The organism is Nonomuraea sp. NPDC049028 (assembly GCF_043197735.1).
In the GTDB taxonomy this organism is placed as follows: Bacteria; Actinomycetota; Actinomycetes; order Streptosporangiales; family Streptosporangiaceae; genus Nonomuraea.
Genome location: NZ_JBICTR010000010.1, coordinates 302,608 through 322,019, shown reverse-complemented (window position 1 = coordinate 322,019; position 19,412 = coordinate 302,608). Strand labels below are relative to the sequence as shown.

Sequence of the window (19,412 nt, the reverse complement as noted above, 5' to 3'; positions counted from 1 at the left end):
TGATGATTTTGGGCTATGTATGCAGGCCGCTAGGGTCATGCTGCGGCTGAGCTCTGTATGGCGTTCTCAGTGGCGGCGCGGCTGGGCCTTGCGCGGTAGGAGCCACACCAGGCCGCAGCAGGCGATCACGGCGACGACCACGACGAGCAGGCTGCCGGTCGCGGCCTCCATCTGATCGCCGGTACGGAAGTAGACGGTGGTCACGGCCGCGGCGCCGATGGCGTTGGCCAGCTGCTGGACCGCGGAGAGCGACCCGCTGGCGCTGCCGGCCTCGCGCGGGTCGATGTCACCCAGGGTGACGTCATAGATGGTGCCGAAGCAGGTGCCCATGCCCAGCCCGATGACCAGCGCCCCCAGGACGAGCGCCCAGGCGCCGTCCACGACTCCGGAGACGACGGCCAGCAGCCAGCTGGTGCCGATCAGCGCGATGGTCAGGCCGATGGTGATCAGCGTGCGGCCGAGCCGGTCGATGAGCCGGTGGCAGGCCACCGAGGCGATGACGATGCCCACCGCCACCGGGGCCAGGCCGAGCGCCGCCCGTACGGGCGTGAAGCGCAGGCCGTACTGCATGAACAGCACGAGCACGTACAGCAGGCCAGACACGGCCGCGAAGAAGACCATGCCCAGGACCAGGCCGGCGGTGAAGCCGCGGTTGCGCAGGAGCGACGGCTCGATCAGCGGGTTGGTGGCGGTGCGCTGGCGTACGCAGAACAGGCCGAAGAACACCAGCCCACCGGCCAGGCACAGGATCGGGACGAGCGTCCACCCATGGGCCGAGCCGTCGATCAGGCCGTACAGGAGACCCACCATGGTCACCGCCAGCACCCCGGCACCAACGCCGTCCACCCCGGATCCGCTGGAGCGATCACCGGGAGCATCGGCGGGCAGGAGCCGGGTGGCGGCGACGAGCGCGGCGCCCCCGAGCACGATGTTGATCAGGAACATCGCCCGCCACCCCAGCCCGAACAGATCGGCCTCGATCAGAAAGCCCGCCACCACCGGCCCTGCGACCGACGAGACGCCAAGCGCGGGGGCGAACACGCTGAAGGCCCTGCCAAGCTGATCACGGGGAAAGACGGCCCCCAGAATCCCGAAGCCCTGGGGGATCATCAGCGCCCCGAACCCGCCCTGCACCAGCCGGGCACCGATGAGCACACCGGGACTGACCGCGAGCCCGCAGGCGACGGACGCGAGCGTGAATCCGGTGATGCCGAGAAGGAAGAGGCGGCGGCGGCCGTAGCGGTCGCCGAGCCGCCCGCCGACCACCAGCAGGACCCCGAGCGCCAGCGCGTACGCGGCGCCGAGCCACTGGATGAGGGCCGCTCCCCCGCCGAGATCGGCCGCGATGGTGGGGGCGGCGACGTTGGTGATCGTCGCGTCGAGCAGGTCCAGGACGGCGGCGGCGATGATGACGCCCAGGACGGCCCACCGCCGGTCAACCTGGACGGGTGAGGCGCGGATGAGTGCGGACATGCGGATCCCCTCGATAGAATGCGTACGTGACACAAAGAGTGCGTCACACAAAGATTGTGTGACGCGCATAAATATGAGGTACGGAGCAACCTGGTGTCAAACCGAGCGGAAACGCTGAAGCGGATCATCGATGAGAGCCAGCGGCACTATGCGGCATATGTGCTGTTCAATCAGGCGCTGGCCGACCATCTGGGCATTCACCCGACAGACCTGCAGTGCGTGGCGCTGCTGGACCTGGAGACCGGACCGGTGAGCACCGGGGAGATCGCCCGGCTGACGGGGCTGACGCCCGGCTCCGCCACCCGCCTGGTGGACCGGCTGGAGAAGGCCGGTCTCGTCGTACGGCACACCGATCCGGCGGACCGCAGGCGGGCGCTGGTCGCCCTCGCGCCCTCGGCCGAGGCCAGGATCGGGGATGCCTGGGAGACGCCGGGCAAGGCGTTCGCCGAGATGATGGAGACGTTCACAGACGCGGAGCTGGCCGTGATCGCCGACTACCTGCGCCGGGCCAGCGCGGTCGGCCGCGCCCAGGCGGAACGCCTCAACAAAGGGGCATGAACGCCCCTGGCCCCGCACAGCCGGAGCTGTGCGGGGCCAGGGGTGAAACGATCTTCCGTTAGTCCAGGTAGTCGCGCAGCACCTGGGACCGGGACGGGTGACGCAGCTTGGACATCGTCTTCGACTCGATCTGCCGGATGCGCTCACGCGTCACCCCGTAGACCTTGCCGATCTCGTCGAGTGTCTTCGGCTGCCCGTCCGTGAGGCCGAACCGCATCGACACGACGCCCGCTTCCCGCTCCGACAACGTGTCGAGAACGGAGTGCAGCTGCTCCTGGAGCAGCGTGAAGCTGACGGCGTCGGCCGGCACGATGGCCTCGGAGTCCTCGATGAGGTCACCGAACTCGCTGTCGCCCTCCTCACCGAGGGGGGTGTGCAGCGAGATGGGCTCGCGACCGTATTTCTGGACCTCGACCACCTTCTCGGGGGTCATGTCCAGCTCGCGGGCCAGCTCTTCCGGCGTGGGCTCCCGGCCGAGGTCCTGCAGCATCTGCCGCTGAACCCGGGCCAGCTTGTTGATCACTTCGACCATGTGGACCGGGATGCGGATGGTCCGCGCCTGGTCGGCCATGGCGCGGGTGATCGCCTGCCGGATCCACCACGTGGCGTAGGTGGAGAACTTGTAGCCCTTGGTGTAGTCGAACTTCTCGACCGCGCGGATCAGGCCGAGGTTGCCCTCCTGGATCAGGTCCAGGAACAGCATGCCGCGTCCGGTGTAGCGCTTGGCCAGCGAGACCACCAGACGGAGGTTGGCCTCCAGCAGGTGGTTCTTGGCCCGGCGGCCGTCCTCGGCGATCCACTCGAGCTCGGCCCGGACGTCGACCGGCAGACCCTCGGTCTCGCCGCCGCCCAGCTGCTCCTCGGCGAACAGTCCCGCCTCGATGCGCTTGGCCAGCTCGACCTCCTGCTCGGCGTTGAGCAGGGGGACCTTGCCGATCTGCTTGAGGTAGTCCTTGACCGGGTCGGCGGTGGCGCCGGCGGCGGCCACCTGCGCGACCGGCGCGTCATCGTCGTCGTCGGAGAGGATGAGGACTTCGTCCTCGGTCTTCTCGGTGGCGGCGACGGCTGCCACGTCGGCGGCCTTGGGCTCGTCCTCGGTGTCGTCGTCGGAGTCGCCCTCGGAGTCGGAGTCGTCCGCGGCGACGATCTCCTCGTCCTCGACCTCGATGTCTTCGAGGTCCTCGAGCTCGACGTCTCCCTCGAGCTCGATGTCCTCGTCGTCGTCGACGCCCTCAGGGCTCTTCGGCTTGGTCTCGGCAGGCCCAGCGCTCTTCGGCTCGGCCTTCTTGGCGGGCACGGCCGCCTTCTTCGCCGCCGGAGCGGCCTTCTTGGCGGGAGCCGCCTTCTTGGGGGCGGGCTCGGCTTCAACGGCGCCCACGACCGCGGTCACGGTCTCAGGCTGCTGCTCTTTGGCGGCCGCTGCGGCCTTGGTCTTGACGGGGGCAGCGGTACGGCGCTTTGCTGGACCACGAGACTTTTTCGGCGCAGCCGAATCCGCGGCGGTCACCACCACGGTCACGCCCTCTTTACTGAGGTTCCGCAAAAATGCGGCGGCGTGCGACATGGGGATGTCCGCCTCCTCGAAGGCCTGACGGACATCCTCAGACTCGAGGAAACCCTGCGAGCGCCCACGCTCGAGCAGTCGCTGAATGACGGGCTCGTTCAGCTCTTGTGGCTTCGAGCGAGTCGAACTTGCAGGCGACACGAACACCTCTCGAACGAACGCGTGGCGACTATGGACCCAGATACCCGCTGGGGGGCTGTTGCCTCTCTCGGAGAACGGTGCGGCCGTGCGGATCGCGACGGACCTGTCCAGCATTCTGGCACGACCACGCACTCCATACGGCCACCTCCCGGCGGTTGACCTCCACCCTAGGCCGACCCAGACAGTAGTGCGTACGTAAGCGCGGCACTGATACCCGAAAGCAACCCTTATGACTGATTCATTCAGTCACTCTTCGTGGCGGGCGGCACATGGATAGCCAGGGCGGTAACGTCATCATCCTGTTCATATCCAGACAACATCCGGTCAACCAGGAAATCCAGCAACATGTGCGGACTACTGACCACCTCAGGCGGCGCTTCGGTCACAACACTGCAAAGCTCTGCGAGTCCTGCGTCCAAACCGCGTTTCCGGTTCTCCACCAAGCCGTCTGAGTAGAGCACGGCGGTGTGTCCCGGCGGCACCACGAACCGGAACTGCCGGCGGCTGGTCGGCCAGCCCAGCGGCGTGCCCGGCTCCACGTCGCCCAGGACCGCGGTGCCCTGCGGGGAGACCAGGACGGGCGGCGGATGGCCCGCCAGGGCCAGCGTGCCCTCGCCGGTGACGGGCTCGACCACCATGTAGGCGAGGGTCGTGACCTGCTCTTCTTCCTCGGTGGCGTCGAAGACCCGGTCGAGGCCGGTGAGCACGGCCGCGGGCGGCGGGTTGGTCAGCGCCAGGGCGCGCATGGCGTTGCGGATGCGGCCCATGCCCGCCGCGGCCTTGACGCCCTTGCCCATGACGTCGCCCACGACCGCCGCGACCCGGCCGTCCTGCAGCACGAACGCGTCGTACCAGTCGCCGCCGACCTGCACGTGACGGCTGCCCGAGCGGAACCGCTGGGCCAGCACCAGGCCCTTGACCACCGGCAGGCGGTCGGGCAGCAGGCTGCGCTGGAGCGTCTCGGCGGTGCGGTGCTCGCGTTCGAACAGCGTGGCCCGCTCCACGGCGAGCGCGCACTGCCCGGCGAGCGCCTCCAGGAAGACGCCGTCCTCCTGGGAGATCTTCTGCGGCCTGGTGAAGGAGAAGCGCAGCGCGCCCAGCGCCCGCCCGGCCGCCAGCAGCGGCAGGCCGACCCAGGCCCGCTCGTCACTGTGCGTGAGATAATTGGTCAGCACCTGCTCGTCGCCACCGGCTTCGAGAAGCTGGGATTTCAGCCTGTCGGGCGACTCGGCGAAGACCGGACGGCGGCTGTTGACCGCCATCGTCATCACGCTGGAGGAGGAGAGCGGGATCTCCTCGCCGAGCGTGTCGGACGCCTCGGGGACGCCCTCGCCGTTGATCAGCTTGAGCGCGGCACGGTCGGGGTCGAGCAGCGCGACCGCGGAACGGTCGGCGGCCAGGGCGGTGCGGCCGACGTCGATGATGACCTGCACCACCTGCTCGACGGTGAGCGCCTCGGCCAGCTGGGCGGTGGCGCCCTGCAGCCGCGCGGTGCGCAGGGCCGCGGCGCCGAGCTGGTCGGTCAGCCTGCCGCGCATCTCCTCGGCCTCGCGCTGCGGCGTCACGTCGGTGTTGGCGCCGACCCACTCCACGACCCTGCCGTGCCTGATGATGGGCACGGCCCGCACCTCGAAGTGGCGGTAACCGCTGGCCCGGGTGCGCACGCGGTAGTTCCACTCGAACATGGTGCGGCCGCGCAGCGCCTCCTTCCAGGCTTCCTCGGTCTGCTGGCGCTCCTCCGGATGCACGGCCTCCAGCCAGCCCAGGGCGAGGTATTCCTCCAGCCCCTGGCCAGTGATGGCGCGCCACTGCGGCGCGTCCTCCACCACCGTGCCGGTCGGCGAGGTGATCCAGACGAGCTGCGACTGCGCCTCGACCAGCGAGCGGTAGCGCTCCTCGCTGCGGCGCAGGTCCTCTTCGACCTGGCGGCTCTCGGTCACGTCGAGGCCGATGAGCGCGATCGCCCGCAACTCGCCCGCGTCGTCGTGGACCGGCGAGAACGACAGCGACCAGTGCCTGGTCTCCCCCTCGGACGAGCGCACGCGTACGCGGCTCTCGGTGACCGGAGAGTCGCTCTCGGTGACGGCCTGGACCGCATGGGTGATGAGCTGGCTGAGGTCGGCCGTCAGCGTCTCGGCGGGCGCGCGGCCGACCAGCCGCTCGGCGGGTACGCCGACGACCTCGGTGAACACGTCGTTGACCAGTTGTACGTGGCCGGCGGCGTCGAAGAACGCGAAGGCGAACTCCGCCTCCGACAGCATGCCCTTGAAGAGGGCGGAGTCTGAGATGTCCACATCCGACTCCCGGGGACGGGGAACGGAGGTCTCGGCGCTCATGGTCGGCACCTCCGTCGCGTGCCAGGGTCTCCCACGCGGCACATCTCCATAACTGTGTATCGGCGTAGCGCAGCTCCGGGCGACCGGATTCTGCAGTACATCATCGGCGATGGGCAGGCGCGGACGGAAGCCCCGGCCGCCATACGGTCAACGCATCCTGTCAAAATCGCTCCACGTTGCGCAGCAAGATCAGGCTACTTGGCCTTGGCCGCGCGCTTGGCCTCCTGCTTGGCGGCCCGAACGCGACCCAGTGTGTCGGCGTCGACCACATCCGCTACCGAACGCAACGACCCCTCCTCGCCATAGGGTCCAGCCGCCTCGCGCCATCCTGGCGGTTGAACCCCCATTTGCTTGCCGAGCAATGCCAAAAATATCTGAGCCTTCTGCTTGCCGAAGCCGGGAAGTCCCAGGAGCCGGTTGAGCAACTCTTTGCCGTCGGCGACGTCACTCCAGACCCGCTCGGGATTGCCGTCGTAGTGCTCCACAAGGTAGGCGGCCAGCTGCTGGACCCGGTCCGCCATCGCCTTGGGGTAGCGGTGCACGGCCGGCTTGGCGGCCAGCAGCGCGGCGAACTCCTCGGGATCGCGAGCCGCGATCTCCTCCGCGGTGAGGTCGTGCCCGAGGCGTTCGGAGATGGTGTGAGGCCCCATGAACGCCCATTCCATCGGGATCTGCTGATCGAGCAGCATGCCGACGAGCAGGGCGAGCGGACTTCGGCCGAGGAGATCGTCGGCCTCCGTCCGCTGGGCGAGCTGGATGCGCATGGGAACAGCTTCGCACGAATGCGGTTCCGAAGAAGCGAACACAAGCGTTGTGGAGGCTTGACACTCAGCCGAGAAAAGATGAAATGGGAGCGCAAGTCGCCCTGCATCCATTCCCTGGGGGTTTGCCCCGGGGGCTCCAGAGGAATCTCACATCTATGCTCGCTCTGGCCACACGCTTCCTACGGGAGCCGGTCAGTCTCAGGCTGGCCGAAGAGTTCCTGACCATACCCGTGGACACCATCGACCGTTGCGTGTCCGACGTCTGCGCCTGCGCGCAGCACCTCGGCATCTCCCCGACGCCCGATGTCATCGAACGCATCGCCCGCGAACATCTACTGGCGATCGTGAACTCCGCACCGCCGCCCCGGACTCCCCGATAACATCGGGGTCACCAGGCCGCGTTCTACGCACCGTTTCGGCCTGGAATGCGAGAGAGTGAGGGCGTGCGCCGACACCGACGAGATCCCCGGGAGAGCACCCCACCAGACGATGTGTTCAAGGAGATGGTGCAGGCGGCTCGCGAGCTTCTGGCCGTGCGCAGCCCTCTTGACGCGGAGCTGATGGTCTCCGACATGATCGGAGCCTGGTGGGGCAGGCGCGTCAGGGGTGGTGATGTCGAACAGGTACTCGGCGAGGGTCTGGTCGACTACGCCGCCAAGGCCGGCACTCCGGCGTCGCTGACGCTGCTCATCTGCCTGGCCTATCTCGGCACGGCCCGCCAGGGTGCCAAGGCGGAGGGCGCGGCGCTGGCGATGATGGAATCGGGCGTGGCCCGGCCCGGCTGGGCCGACCGGGTGGGCGCGGTCAAGCCGACCGGCTGCTACGTCTCCCGCGACGCCTACGGCGACCAGGACACCGTGATCTGCACGTTCGGCTACCGCTGGAGCGAGGGCCCCCGCGACGAGCAGGCGGGCGGCGAGACGCCGGTGACCTTCGAGCGCGAGCAGGACCGGCACGCGCTGGTCATGGTCGTCGACCACAACATGTCGGGCATGGCGCGCGACGCCTGGGTCTCCTCCCAGGTCGACACACTGCTGGACAAGGCACGGGTCGAGGCGGCCGGCAACCCGATGCTGCTGTTCGAGGAGATCGAGCCCCAGCAGGCCAGGGCGCTGCTGGAGTCGGCCATGAAGGCCACCAGGGAGCCGAAGACCCCGCCGCCGGTCAGCGACAGCTACAGCGCCTACCACGCCTTCGCCCGCGCCCGGCTCAAGGCCCTTCCGCCGGGCCGCAAGCGCCCCGCCCCCCTGCACATCGAGGCTCCCTACAGCCGCGAGCGGCGGGCGATGCTGGCCGCGGAGTTCCTCGCCTCCGACGCGGCCGAGCACCTGTCCGACCCGTCGGCGGCCTCGCGGTGCGCCGACCACATCATCGACTACGGCTGCGAGCAGGACTTCAACCGGCCGCTGCGGGTGAGCCCGACCAAGTGCGAGACGTTCCTGCTCGACTGGCTGCCGCGCAAGGTGATGTTAAGCGTGGCCGAACAGGAGGCCATGCCGCACGTACTGTCGGCGTGGATCCGCTTCGCCGCCCGCCGCACCGGCCTGCCCGACACGGGGCTCAAGGACACGCTGGACGCCGTGTGGGAGGCGACCGGCAAGTTCCCGGAGGCGTACCGGGATCCGACCTCGTTCGGCCTGGACCGGCCGCTGCTGGAGCGGCTGCTGCCGGACGGCGACCTGTCGGCGCTGGCCAGGCGGGCCTTCGCGTTCCCGTTCCTGCAGGGCGTGCACGGCGGCATCGACCTGGACGCGCTCAACCCGGCCGACGAGGCCGACCGGCGCACGCTCCTGGAGATCGACCACGTCGGCGCCATCGACGAGGAGCACCTGGCCTGGCACGAGGAGATCGCCGCGCGGCTGTGGGACGGGGACCCGCCGCAGCTGTGGGAGGCGGCTCAGCGGCTGCTCGACCTCGGCCACGACCGCCATGACGTGCTGCACGTGCTCATCGAGATCGCCGAGCGAATCGGCGGCGACCCGGACGAACTCGCCTCCGCCCTCGACGACATCGCCGACATCCCTGACGAGATCTAGCGCGATGTACGCCCGCCGCGCCCGCTCCGCCCTCTAGCCCGGTGTACGCCCATCTCGCCGCGGGTCGGCGTCCGTGACCCCGTCGTCGCGCTGAGGTGGCCGCTACCGCCATGATGGGAGCATGGTGATCGACCTCAACGCGGATCTGGGCGAGGGCTTCGGCGTCTGGCGGCTGGGCGACGACCTGGCGCTGCTCGACATCGTCACGAGCGCGAACGTCGCCTGCGGGTTCCACGCCGGCGACCCGGTGACGATCAGGCGCACCTGCGCGGCCGCCGTGGACCGGGGTGTGGCGATCGGGGCCCAGGTGTCCTATCGCGACCTGGCCCACTTCGGGCGCAGGGAGATGGACGTCGAGCCGGAGGAGCTCTGCGCCGAGGTGCTCTACCAGCTCGCGGCCGTCGACGGCATCGCGCGGACCATGGGCGGCCGGGTCTCCTACGTCAAGCCGCACGGCGCGCTCTACAACCGCATCTGCCGCGACGAGGAGCAGGCCGCCGCGGTGATCGAGGCCGTGGCCGACTACGACACCTCCCTGCCGGTGCTCACGCTGCCCGGCTCGGTGGTGCACGGAGCGGCCGCCGCCGAGGGCGTGCCGACGATCACCGAGGCGTTCGCCGACCGTGCCTACACGGCCGCCGGGACGCTGGTCTCCCGGCGCGAGCCCGGAGCGGTGATCCACGATGTCGCCACGGTCTCGGCCCGCGCCGTGCGGATGGCTGTCGAGGGCCGGGTGACCGCCGTGGACGGCAGCCCGGTGTCGGTCTCCGCCCGGTCCATCTGCGTGCACGGGGACACACCTGACGCGGTACGACTGGCGCAGGCCGTACGCGATGGGCTGCTGGAGGCGGGAGTGGTCCTGCAGGCCTTCGCATGATCCGGATGGCCGGGGAGCACGGGCTGCTCGTGGAGACGGGGTCGCTGGCCGTGTCGCACCGGCTCGACGCGGTGCTGCGTGCCGCGCGGCCCGCTGGGGTGGTGGAGATCGTACCGGGGCCCGAGACGGTGCTGGTGGTGGCGCCGGGGGCGGACCAGGGCCTGCTGCGGTCGCGGCTCGACGAACTGCTCGGCGAGGCGCTCAAGCCCGGAGAGCCTGGCGAGGCGCTTGAGTCCCGGGAGCCTGGCGGGGCCCTGTCCGGGACCGGGCAGGGGGTCGTAGCCATTCCCGTTGTCTATGACGGGGAGGACCTCGATTCCGTGGCCGAGTTGGCCGGGATGTCGGCGGACGATGTGATCGCGCGGCACACCGGGCGGGAGCTGGTGGTGGGCTGGCTGGGTTTCGCGCCGGGGTTCGCGTATCTGATCGGGCTGGATCCGGCGCTCCATCTGCCACGGCTGGCGACGCCGCGCACGTCGGTGCCCGCCGGTTCGGTGGCGATCGCCGGTCCCTACTCCGCGATCTACCCCACCGCCTCGCCGGGCGGGTGGCGGCTGCTGGGCCGTACGACGACGCGGATCTGGGACGTCGACGCCGAGCCGCCGTCACTGTTCCGGCCCGGAACCCGCGTACGGTTCGAGCCGGCATGATCGAAGTGCTCACGCCGGGCCCGTACGCGACCATCCAGGACCTGGGCCGCCCCGGCTACGCGCACCTGGGCGTGCCCCGCTCCGGCGCGGCCGACGAGGCGAGCCTGCGGCTGGGCAACCGGCTCGTCGGCAACCCCGAGGACGCGGCGGGGATCGAGCTGACGTACGGAGGGGCGCGGCTGGCGTTCCACTCGGGCGCCTGGGTCGCGGTCACGGGCGCCCCCTGCCCGCTATCCGGGCCTTCCCCTATCCCCGTGGGAGCCGGAGCTTCACCGGCCGCCGTGGGGTCCGAGCCTCCGCCGGACGCCGTGGGATCCGGGCCTTCACCCGGTCCCGTCGAGCCTGAGCGAAGGCCCTTTCCCGTCGAGCCTGAGCGAAGGCCCGTTCCCGTCGAGCCTGAGCGAAGGCCCGTTCCCGTCGAGGCTAGGCGAAGGCCCGGCCCAGTGGAGGCCGGGCGGTCGCCCATCACCGGTGAGGCCGGGCGCGCGTCTGTTCCCGAGGAGGCCCGGCGCTCGCCCACCCTCGGGGCCGGGATGAATGTGCCGTTCTGGGTTCCGGCCGGGAGTGAGTTGCGGTTCGGGGCGCCCGAATGGGGGTTGCGGACCTACCTGGCTGTGCGGGGCGGGATCGCCGTAGAGCCGGTGCTCGGCAGCCGTTCCACGGATTCGCTGTCGGGGCTCGGCCCGGCGCCGCTGCGCCAGGGGACCGTACTCCCGGTGGGCGGCTCCGGGGACCTGATGGAGATCTCGGTGGATCTGGCGCCCGCCGGGGAGCCGCCGCCCGCCGTACTGCGGATCGTGCCGGGGCCGCGCGACGACTGGTTCGCGCCGGACGCGCTCGCCGAGCTCTGCGCCGAGCCGTACGAGGTGAGCCAGGACAGCAACCGCGTGGGAGTACGCCTGCGCGGCCGAGAGCTGTCGCGGGCGCGTGAGGGCGAGTTGCCCAGTGAGGGCATGGTGACGGGGGCGGTGCAAGTGCCGCCGAGCGGGCAGCCGATCGTCTTCCTCACCGACCACCCACCGACCGGCGGCTACCCGGTGATCGGCGTGGTGCGGTCGGCGGACCTGCCGATCGCCGCCCAGCTCCGGCCGGGTGACAGCGTACGGTTCACAGTTCGACCTGGCCGACGACGCACGTGACGCTGGAGCCGCCCACCCACACCACGGGCTCCTGACCGTCCTCGGGGCTCTGGCCGGTGGTGATGTGGACGCGTCCGGCGCGGCCCAGCATGGTGCCCTGGCCGGCCACGTAGGGGGCCGTGAGGCGGCCGGTGCGCAGCAGCCACTGGGCGACCGAGGCGTTCAGGCTGCCGGTCACCGGATCCTCGACCGTACTGCCGTTGACCGGGAAGAACGCCCGCAGCTCGATCGCGAGCGGCGACCCCGTCGGATAGGGGCCCACCACGCCCAGGTCGATGTCGATCGGGCCGGGGCGCAGTGCGAGCACCTCGTCCGCGCTCCGCAGCAGCACCGCCACCCAGCCTGGCCCATTGTCGGCCCACTCGGCGTCGACGATCTCGTCGCGGCCGATGCCCAGCATGCCCGCGATGCGCTCGACGAGCGGCTCGTCCACCGGCCCCGACCGCAGCAGCGCGGGCGCGGCGAACGCCAGCCCGCCGTCCGTCCTGCGCAGCGTCACCAGCCCGGCACCGCACTCCTGCACGACCGTCTCCGGCTCCTTCGGCGTTCCTCGGTTCTCCAGCCAGGCGTGACAGGTGCCCAGCGTGGGGTGTCCGGCGAAGGGCAGCTCGCTCGTCGGGGTGAAGATCCGCACCCGGTAGTCGGCACCGGGAACGGTGGGGGGCAGGACGAAGGTGGTTTCGGACAGGTTCGTCCAGTGGGCGAACCGCTGCATCTCCTCGGTGCTCAGGCCGTCGCCGTCGAGGACCACCGCGAGCGGGTTTCCCTGGTACGGCGTGGCGGTGAAGACGTCGACTTGGCGGAAGGTGCGCAACATGCGTCAAGTATCCCCTCAAGACACCGAACGTCCTGATCACGCAGTATTCGCCGCCTACCGCCTACCGCCTACCCGGCCCAGGCGGTGCGGCTCGACGGCCAGCGATCCCAACCCGCACTCACGAACGGCCGGTGTTCCCGGCCCACATCCGCCATTAGTCCTCGGGCGGGTGGTGGTGAAGAGGAGGGGGCGGGCGAGGGAGATCGCTCCCACATCCGCCATCAGTCCTCAGGCGGGGCGGTGGCGAGGAGGGAACGGACGTGGGAGATCGCGTCGTCGAGCAGGCTCTCGGGGACGGGCTCGAACAGGTCGGTCGTGATTCGCCCGTTTTTGGCCTCCCACACCCCGGTTACTCGCCCCCGGTGGACGATGACCGGCGAGATCCAGCCCGCCTGGCGGCTGACCTTGGGTTTGGCGGCGGTGGGCAGCAGCGGTGTGAGGGTGCGGGGGGCAGCCAGGATGTACTGGTCGAAGCCCGGCAACAGGTGCACATCCTCGGACGGCTTGGTGGCGGCGAGCTCGTCCAGCTGCTCGGTCACGGCGAGCAGCGTGTGCCCGTCATCGGTCTCGACCTTGGTCAGCTCCGGAGCCAGGTCGCGGAACCAGCCCTTGAGCACCGCCTTCCTGGCCACGCCCCCGAACAGCCACGTGTCGAACATTTCCGGCGTCGCCGGTCCATGCGCGCCGAGGAAGGCCCGGGCCAGCCGCACGCCTGCCTCCTCGTACGGCGGGAGCTCCGACGGCCAGCCGGGCAGCCAGGCGCGCGGGGCGGTGAAGGTCACCCTGCCGTCGCGGGGCGGGCCGTAGCAGAGCTCGCCGAGGCGGGCGAGCGGCTTGAGCAGGGCGCCCCAGCCCGAGGTGAGCGCCGCACGCAGGTGCTCGTCACCGGTGACCTCGACGACGGCCTCGACCAGCTCCTCCCGAGTCAGCGCCGAGCTTGGGGATGCGTCCTGGGGCAGCGGGGGCCTTGGAGATGCGTCTCGAATCAGCACCGGGGAGGCGTCCCGGGTCAGGGCCGGGGACGCGGGACGGGACGTTCGCAGCGCTTCGGGGACCGCCTCGATGATCGCGGCGATCTCCGCCGCCGTGACGCCGTGGCCGCGTTGCCAGGAGCCTTTCTCCCAGGTCCGCAGCGTGGCCAGCGCCGCGCAGTAGTCGGCCAGCTCGTCGGCGGGCAGCAGGTGCAGGGTGCCGCGCATGATCCACGTCTTGACCAGCGTGCGCTCCTCCCACAGCGCCCGGCCGATCCCGCCCGGGTCGGGCCGCGCGCTCCGCACCGCCACGGCCAGCTGCGCCGAGGAGGCCACCTGGGTCTGCACGCCGCACAGTCGGCGCGTGATCGCCACCGCGTCGCTCCCGTCGGCAGCGCTGACGAACTGCCTGCGCAGGCGCCAGGCGAGGATCTTCGGCCAGGTCAGCTGGATCGTCACGGCATCACTTCTACACCGGAGCTACGACAGTTCCCCCAAGCCCCCCAGAGAGGCCACCGGGTGCGGCGGAAACGGTCCGGGCATAATCTGATTGATGACGGCTAAGACCTGACGGCAGTGAAAGCCTGAGCCGCTGGAGCAGTCATGACTGAGGTGGCATCGCACGTCGGCGAGCGTCAGCACGCCTCGGACGACCAGAACGCATCATGATCCAGGCAGCGCGCGGTCGTACGATCCGGGCCCGTCCTCGCGTGGAAGGGTCCAGCTTCGTCGGGCGCAGGCACGAGCTGGCCGCGGCCAGGAGGGGGCTGTCTCAGGCCCGCTTGCTGACCCTGACCGGCACCGGCGGGGTCGGCAAGACCCGGCTCGCGCACCGGGTCGCGGAAACCCTTCAGGGCACCTACAAGGACGGCGTGGAGGTCGTCGAGCTGGCCACGCTGGAGGCCGGCCACCTGCTGGAGCCGGTCGTCGCCGGGGCGCTGGGACTGCGCGAGGCGGGACCCGACCCCATGACCGCGCTGGTGGACCACCTGTCGGACAAGCGGATGCTGCTGGTCCTGGACAACTGCGAGCACCTGCTCGACGACTGCGCCCGCTTCGTGGCCCGGCTGCTGCGGGGCGCTCCCCGGCTGCGGATCCTGGCGACCAGCAGGCAGACGCTGAGTGTGTACGGCGAGCAGGTGCTGCAGATCTCGTCCCTGTCCGTGCCGGGCTCCAGCCGCCCCCTCAGCCACATCGCCCGGCAGGATTCGGTGCGCCTCTTCGTGGAGCGGGCGGCGAGTGCGGCGCCCGGCTTCTCCCTGGACACGGGCAACGCGGCGACCGTGGCACGGCTGGCCCGGCGTCTGGAGGGGATCCCGCTGGCGATCGAGCTGGCCGCGGTGCAACTGCGCGCCTTGCCCCTGGAACAGCTGGCGCGCGAGCTGGACGAGCGCTTCGAGGTGCTGGCGACGGGGAGCCCCGCCGCGCTGCCCCGCCATCAGACGCTGCGCGCGACCATGGACTGGAGCTTCCGCCTGTGCTCACCGGCGGAGCGGCGGTTGTGGACCCGGCTGTCGATGTTCCCGGGCGGGGTCGACCTGGATGCGGCCGAGGCGGTGTGCTCGGGTGAGGGGATCTCCCCCGCCGAGGTGATCGATCTGGTGGCCGGGTTGGTGGACAAGTCGATCCTGGTCTGCGAGCGGTGGGAGGCCGGGCTCAGGTATCGCATGCTGGAGAGCATCCGCGCGTACGGGTGCGAGCAGTTGTCGCCCGCGGAGAAGCGCGTACTGTGCCGACGCTACATCGACCACTACCGGGATCTGGTCGACCGGCACCAGATCGACGAGATCGTCCCGGACCAGGCCGAGCGATACCTGCTCCTGCGGCAGGAGCTGCCCAACGTGCGCGTCGCACTCGAGCTCTGCCTCAGTGAGCCGCGCCTGGCTCACGTGGGACTCGAGACGGCGTCGAGGCTGTGGTGCTTCTGGCTCCTGGCCGGCGCCCTCACCGAGGGCCGCTACTGGCTGGAGCGCGCCCTGGAGCTGACGCGTACGCCCGACAGCGCGCGGGCGACGGCGCTCTGGGTGGACAGCATGCTCGCCCTGCGCCAGGGCGACCTGGCGGCGGCGGTGCCGAGACTGCGGGAATGCCATCTCATCGCCCGGCAGCCGGGGAACGAGGCTGTCCTGCCGTTCGCCATCCGGACCTCCGGCGTCGCCGCGTTCTCCACGGGTGACACCCAGCGTGGCCTCGCGCTCCTGGAGGAGTCGCTCGCCCTCTTCAGGGCCGCCGGAGACGTTCACGGCGTCGTGCTCAACCTGTACTACGCGGCGGCGTACGGCTCGATCGAGAACCCGGAGCGAGCCGTCCGGCTGGGCGAGGAGCTCTTGGCGCTGTGCGAGACCCATCACATGGTGGTGTCCCGCGGGTACGCCCAGCTGGCACTCGGCATCGCCGTGTGGAACCTGGGTGACTACCCACGAGCCGACGCGCTGGTGAGGGCGGCCGCCGAGTTGACCGAAGAGGTCAACGACCGCTGGTGCCTCACGCAGTGCCTGGAGGTGCTGGCGTGGATCGCCGGTGCGCGTGGGGAGCATGAACGGGCCGCCCGGATGCTGGGGGCGGCGCACTCGCTGTGGCAGGCGGCGGACGCCTCACCCACCCGGCTGTGGTACCACGCGAGATGGCACGAGCGCTGCGTGGAGCAGGCCCGCGAGACGCTGGGGAACCGAGCGTTCGCGGCGAGCTTCCGAGACGGGACGCGACTCGGCGTGGAAGGCGTGCTCACCTGTGATATGCCGACTTGTGCGGTGAAGGACTGAACCCGTCCGACTTCGCGGCGCAGGCGGCGGAGAGTTCGAACCAGACTGTCTTCCCCCTGGATGTCGACTCACTGCCCCAGCAGCAGGCCAGCAGGTCGATCAGGTCCAGTCCGCGGCCGTGCTCGTCGCCCGGTGTGGCCTGCTGGAGACAGAGCGGCGCGGTGCCCGCGTCCTCGACCTCGCCGCGCAGCAGGCCGTCGCTGCTGTAGAGGGTGAGCCGGTGCGGTCCCGGCGCGTGGCGCAACGCGTTGGTGACGAGCTCGCTGACCAGGAGCTCGGCGACCTCGGCCAGCTCATCGAGCCCCCATGCGGCGAGACGGGCACGGGTGAGACGTCGCGCCTCCGGCACCGAGGACATGCCCGGGGAAAGCGACCAGGAGGCGACCTCCATACCGCGGAGGTGGCCGGAGCCGGTGACCAGCTCCCCGAGGCGCCGGATGCCCGCCTTGAGGCGGTCCCAGAGCGGCGTGTGGCCGTCCCAGGGCATGGCCCTGTCCCCCGGGTCGTCCTGCCGGAGTGTGCTCTCGGCCATGAGCGCGGATCCGGAGTACTGGTTCATGCCGCCCGTCCGAGGTGGCTGTGGTGGGCGGGAACGCTACGCCCGTCGGGCAGGATCTCACCGTTGTCCTCGAAGACCACCACGCCGTTGCACAGCAGACCCCACCCCTGCTCGGGATGGAAGGCCACCAGGCGCGCGGCCTCGCGGTCGCCGGCGTATGCGGATGGGCACCGAGGCTGGTGCTGACACATGATCATTCCTTGGTTCGGTCGCTGCTGTCACGACGTTCTTGGCTGACCACACCAGCATGCGCATGCGGACCGTGGAAGTAGGACGGGATAAATGCCCGGATAATTACCTGTTCCTACCTACGTAGGTAAGGAGCACGTAGCTACGGGGCGGCTATCATCGCAGGTCAGGACGCCATCAGCTGAGTGACCGCTCACACCCGGGCGCACCGGACTCGCGCGGCAGAGATGAGTTAGCCTGAAATTGTCATGGGGACGATGACACGGCGGCAAGCGGGGAACCTGCCAGCCGAATTGACGAGTTTCGTTGGTCGTCGGCATGAGCTAACCGAGACCAAGCGTCTGCTTTCCGCTGGCCGGATGGTGACGTTGACCGGCGTCGGCGGAGTGGGCAAGACGCGGCTGGCGCTGAGGGTCGCCGCGGAGATGTCACGGGCCTTCCCCGACGGGGCGTGGTTCATCGACCTGGCGCCGCTGGTGGCCGAAGAGCTGCTCGCGGAGACCATCGCCGACACGGTCGGCTGCCGCCAGCCGACCGTGGCCGCGTTGTCCGAGCATCTGCTCAACAAGCGTTTGCTGTTGGTGCTGGACAACTGCGAGCACGTGCTGAACGAATGCGCCATCCTGTCCGGCAAGCTGCTCTCCGCGACGACTGAGCTGCACATTCTCGCGACCAGCCGGCAGTCGCTCCAGGTGCCGAGTGAGCACCTCCTGGAAGTGCCGCCGTTGACCGTATACGGGACGGGCGAGGCGATGGTCGCGACCGCCGACGCGCGCTACGAGGCGGTGAGACTGTTCGAGGACCGTGCGGCGGCCGTCGTGCCCGGTTTCACCGTCGATGCCGCCAACAGCGTGGCGGTGACGCGGCTGTGCCAGCGGCTCGACGGGATTCCGCTGGCCATCGAGCTCGCGGCGGTACGCATGCGGGCATTGTCCGTCGACCAGATCCTCGAACGGCTGAACAACCGGTTCCGGTTGCTGGCGACGGAACGCTCGGTCGCGGTGCCCCGCCAGAAGACGCTGCGGGCGCTGGTGGACTGGAGTCATGACCTGTGCTCGCCCGAGGAACGACTGCTGTGGGAACGCTTGTCGGTCTTCTCCGGCGGCTGCGATCTGGAAGCGGTCGAAGAGGTGTGCTCGGGCGACGGGATCGCCCGGGAAGACATCCCCAGTCTCCTGATAGAGCTGGTCGACAAGTCGATCCTGCTGCGGAGGACGCAGGACACCGGCGTACGTTTCGAGATGCTGGAGACGCTGCGCCAGTACGGATGGGAACGGCTCACCGATTCCCGCCAGGAGACGACGCTTCGGCTGCGTCATCGCGACTGGTGCCGCGAGCTGGCCGCGCGGGCGGAGGCCGAGTGGTTCGGCGAGAGCCAGATGGAATGGCTCGTCCGGATCCGTCAGGAGCAGGCCAACGTACGGGGGGCGCTGGAATTCTGCTTGACCGAGCCGAGTCAGGCCTGGGCCGCCCTCGAGATCGCCGCCGCGATGTGGAGCCACCGGCTTTCGTGGAGCTCCCCCAGCGAAGGACACCACTGGCTGGAGCAGGCGCTGGCCCAGGAGCCCGGCCCCATCGCCGCGCGGGCCAAGGCCCTGTGGGTCGACGCGTGGCTCCTGCTGCTGCAGGGCGACCTCTTGGCCGCACAGCCCCTGTTGCTGGAGTGCCGCGCTCTGGCCGAGCGGCTGGGTGATGAGGCGCAACTCGCCGGCGCACTGCACATCACCGGATTTTCCGCGCTGCTGGCCGGAGACTTCGCCCGATCGTTCGCTCTCCTGGAAGAGGCCCTGGTCCGCCGCCGCGCCCTCGGCCACCGGGGTCATTCGTGGGTCGCCCTCTTCCAGCTGAGCATGGTCGCCGTGGTCATGAACGATCCCCGCTCGACGGCGCTCTGCCAGGAGGCCTTGGAGGCATCCCAGAAGGCGCACGCGGACTGGTCCGTGTCCTACGCGTTGTGGATCACGGCCCTGGACCGGTGGCGGCACGGTGATCCGGGCACCGCCGTCGCCATGATGCGCGACGCGCTGCGGTTCAAGCTGCGGTGCAACGACCATTTCGGCATCGCCGAAGGCCTGGAAGGACTCGCCTGGATCATCGCCGACCAGCATCAGGACGGCCGCGCCGCTCAACTGCTGGGCGCCGCGCACATGGTCTGGCGGTCGATCGGGACGTCGCTCTCCGGACTCGGACATCTGGCGGGTCTCCACAGCCGATGCGAGGCCCGGCTACGACGGAGCCTCAAGAACGAAGGGTTCACCGCGGCCTTCACGCGCGGCTCGGATTTCACGCTCGACCAGGCCGTCGCCTATGCGCTGGAGGAGAAGCCGGCCAGCGACACCGCGAGCCCCCCGCCCGAATCCGATGTCGCGTCCGTCCTGACCCGCAGAGAGCGGGAGATCGCCGAACTGGTCGCACAAGGGCTGAGCAACAAGGAGATCGCGGAGACCCTGGTGATCGCCCAGCGCACCGCCGAAGGCCATGTCGAGAACATCCTGCGCAAGCTGAGCTTCACCTCCAGGTCGCAGGTGGCCAAAGCCTGGAGCTCGCGGCAGCAGGCCGGTAGACCGTGACCGTTC

General features: G+C 70.1%; 16 protein-coding genes. 8 read left to right on the top strand and 8 right to left on the bottom strand.

Going from position 1 to position 19,412, the window contains the following annotated elements; translation table 11 throughout:
• Nucleotides 1-66 precede the first annotated feature (66 nt).
• Nucleotides 67-1,473 carry an MFS transporter gene (locus ACGFJ2_RS38050; protein ID WP_393476810.1) on the bottom strand — a complete coding sequence of 469 codons (1,407 nt, stop codon included), beginning with the start codon at nt 1,471-1,473 and terminating at the stop codon, nt 67-69.
• 93 nt (nt 1,474-1,566) lie between these two features.
• Here ACGFJ2_RS38050 and ACGFJ2_RS38045 point away from each other — a divergent pair, with 93 nt between their 5' ends.
• A complete protein-coding gene (locus ACGFJ2_RS38045; RefSeq protein WP_357940292.1) occupies nt 1,567-2,031 on the top strand; it encodes a MarR family transcriptional regulator in 465 nt (154 codons plus the stop codon).
• Nucleotides 2,032-2,089: 58 nt separating this feature from the next.
• Here ACGFJ2_RS38045 and ACGFJ2_RS38040 read toward each other — a convergent pair whose 3' ends face one another.
• The 3 genes from ACGFJ2_RS38040 to ACGFJ2_RS38030 form a co-directional block, all read right to left on the bottom strand.
• Nucleotides 2,090-3,736, bottom strand: a complete 1,647-nt coding sequence (locus ACGFJ2_RS38040) for an RNA polymerase sigma factor (protein ID WP_357940290.1) — start codon at nt 3,734-3,736, stop codon at nt 2,090-2,092.
• A 242-nt stretch (nt 3,737-3,978) separates the two neighbouring features.
• A complete protein-coding gene (locus ACGFJ2_RS38035; RefSeq protein WP_357940288.1) occupies nt 3,979-6,072 on the bottom strand; it encodes a SpoIIE family protein phosphatase in 2,094 nt (697 codons plus the stop codon).
• A 194-nt stretch (nt 6,073-6,266) separates the two neighbouring features.
• The gene (locus ACGFJ2_RS38030) at nt 6,267-6,836 is read right to left on the bottom strand and encodes an HhH-GPD-type base excision DNA repair protein (protein WP_393476805.1); all 570 of its coding nucleotides are present in this window, start codon (nt 6,834-6,836) and stop codon (nt 6,267-6,269) included.
• 155 nt (nt 6,837-6,991) lie between these two features.
• On the opposite strand from ACGFJ2_RS38030, the gene ACGFJ2_RS38025 reads away from it, so the two are divergent.
• The 5 genes from ACGFJ2_RS38025 (at nt 6,992) to ACGFJ2_RS38005 (ending at nt 11,538) form a co-directional block, all read left to right on the top strand.
• Complete coding sequence (locus ACGFJ2_RS38025) at nt 6,992-7,216, top strand: hypothetical protein (RefSeq protein WP_225288959.1); 225 nt, start codon at nt 6,992-6,994, stop codon at nt 7,214-7,216.
• 123 nt (nt 7,217-7,339) lie between these two features.
• On the top strand, nt 7,340-8,872 hold the full coding sequence (locus ACGFJ2_RS38020) for a hypothetical protein (RefSeq protein WP_357941466.1): 1,533 nt from the start codon (nt 7,340-7,342) through the stop codon (nt 8,870-8,872).
• A 121-nt stretch (nt 8,873-8,993) separates the two neighbouring features.
• A complete protein-coding gene (locus tag ACGFJ2_RS38015; RefSeq protein WP_357940284.1) occupies nt 8,994-9,749 on the top strand; it encodes a 5-oxoprolinase subunit PxpA in 756 nt (251 codons plus the stop codon).
• A gap of 5 nt (nt 9,750-9,754) precedes the next feature.
• Complete coding sequence (locus ACGFJ2_RS38010; RefSeq protein ID WP_393476801.1) at nt 9,755-10,399, top strand: allophanate hydrolase subunit 1; 645 nt, start codon at nt 9,755-9,757, stop codon at nt 10,397-10,399.
• The gene (locus tag ACGFJ2_RS38005) at nt 10,396-11,538 is read left to right on the top strand and encodes an allophanate hydrolase subunit 2 family protein (protein WP_393476798.1); all 1,143 of its coding nucleotides are present in this window, start codon (nt 10,396-10,398) and stop codon (nt 11,536-11,538) included. The genes ACGFJ2_RS38010 and ACGFJ2_RS38005 overlap by 4 nt, the downstream gene beginning before the upstream one ends.
• Here ACGFJ2_RS38005 and ACGFJ2_RS38000 read toward each other — a convergent pair.
• Nucleotides 11,507-12,355, bottom strand: a complete 849-nt coding sequence (locus ACGFJ2_RS38000) for a PhzF family phenazine biosynthesis protein (protein ID WP_393476795.1) — start codon at nt 12,353-12,355, stop codon at nt 11,507-11,509. The genes ACGFJ2_RS38005 and ACGFJ2_RS38000 overlap by 32 nt on opposite strands.
• Nucleotides 12,356-12,576: 221 nt before the next feature.
• Nucleotides 12,577-13,785: a DNA glycosylase AlkZ-like family protein gene (locus ACGFJ2_RS37995; RefSeq protein WP_393476792.1), complete on the bottom strand. Its 1,209-nt coding sequence runs from the start codon at nt 13,783-13,785 to the stop codon at nt 12,577-12,579.
• A gap of 251 nt (nt 13,786-14,036) precedes the next feature.
• On the opposite strand from ACGFJ2_RS37995, the gene ACGFJ2_RS37990 reads away from it, so the two are divergent.
• A complete protein-coding gene (locus tag ACGFJ2_RS37990; RefSeq protein WP_393476789.1) occupies nt 14,037-16,088 on the top strand; it encodes an ATP-binding protein in 2,052 nt (683 codons plus the stop codon).
• On the opposite strand, the gene ACGFJ2_RS37985 is transcribed toward ACGFJ2_RS37990, so the two are convergent.
• A complete protein-coding gene (locus ACGFJ2_RS37985) occupies nt 16,051-16,647 on the bottom strand; it encodes an ATP-binding protein (protein WP_357940272.1) in 597 nt (198 codons plus the stop codon). The two genes, ACGFJ2_RS37990 and ACGFJ2_RS37985, sit on opposite strands and share 38 nt — an antisense overlap.
• Nucleotides 16,644-16,838, bottom strand: a complete 195-nt coding sequence (locus ACGFJ2_RS37980) for a DUF5999 family protein (protein WP_357940270.1) — start codon at nt 16,836-16,838, stop codon at nt 16,644-16,646. Before ACGFJ2_RS37980 ends, ACGFJ2_RS37985 begins: the two co-directional genes overlap by 4 nt.
• A gap of 357 nt (nt 16,839-17,195) precedes the next feature.
• On the opposite strand from ACGFJ2_RS37980, the gene ACGFJ2_RS37975 reads away from it, so the two are divergent.
• The gene (locus ACGFJ2_RS37975; protein ID WP_357940268.1) at nt 17,196-19,406 is read left to right on the top strand and encodes a LuxR C-terminal-related transcriptional regulator; all 2,211 of its coding nucleotides are present in this window, start codon (nt 17,196-17,198) and stop codon (nt 19,404-19,406) included.
• Nucleotides 19,407-19,412 lie beyond the last annotated feature (6 nt).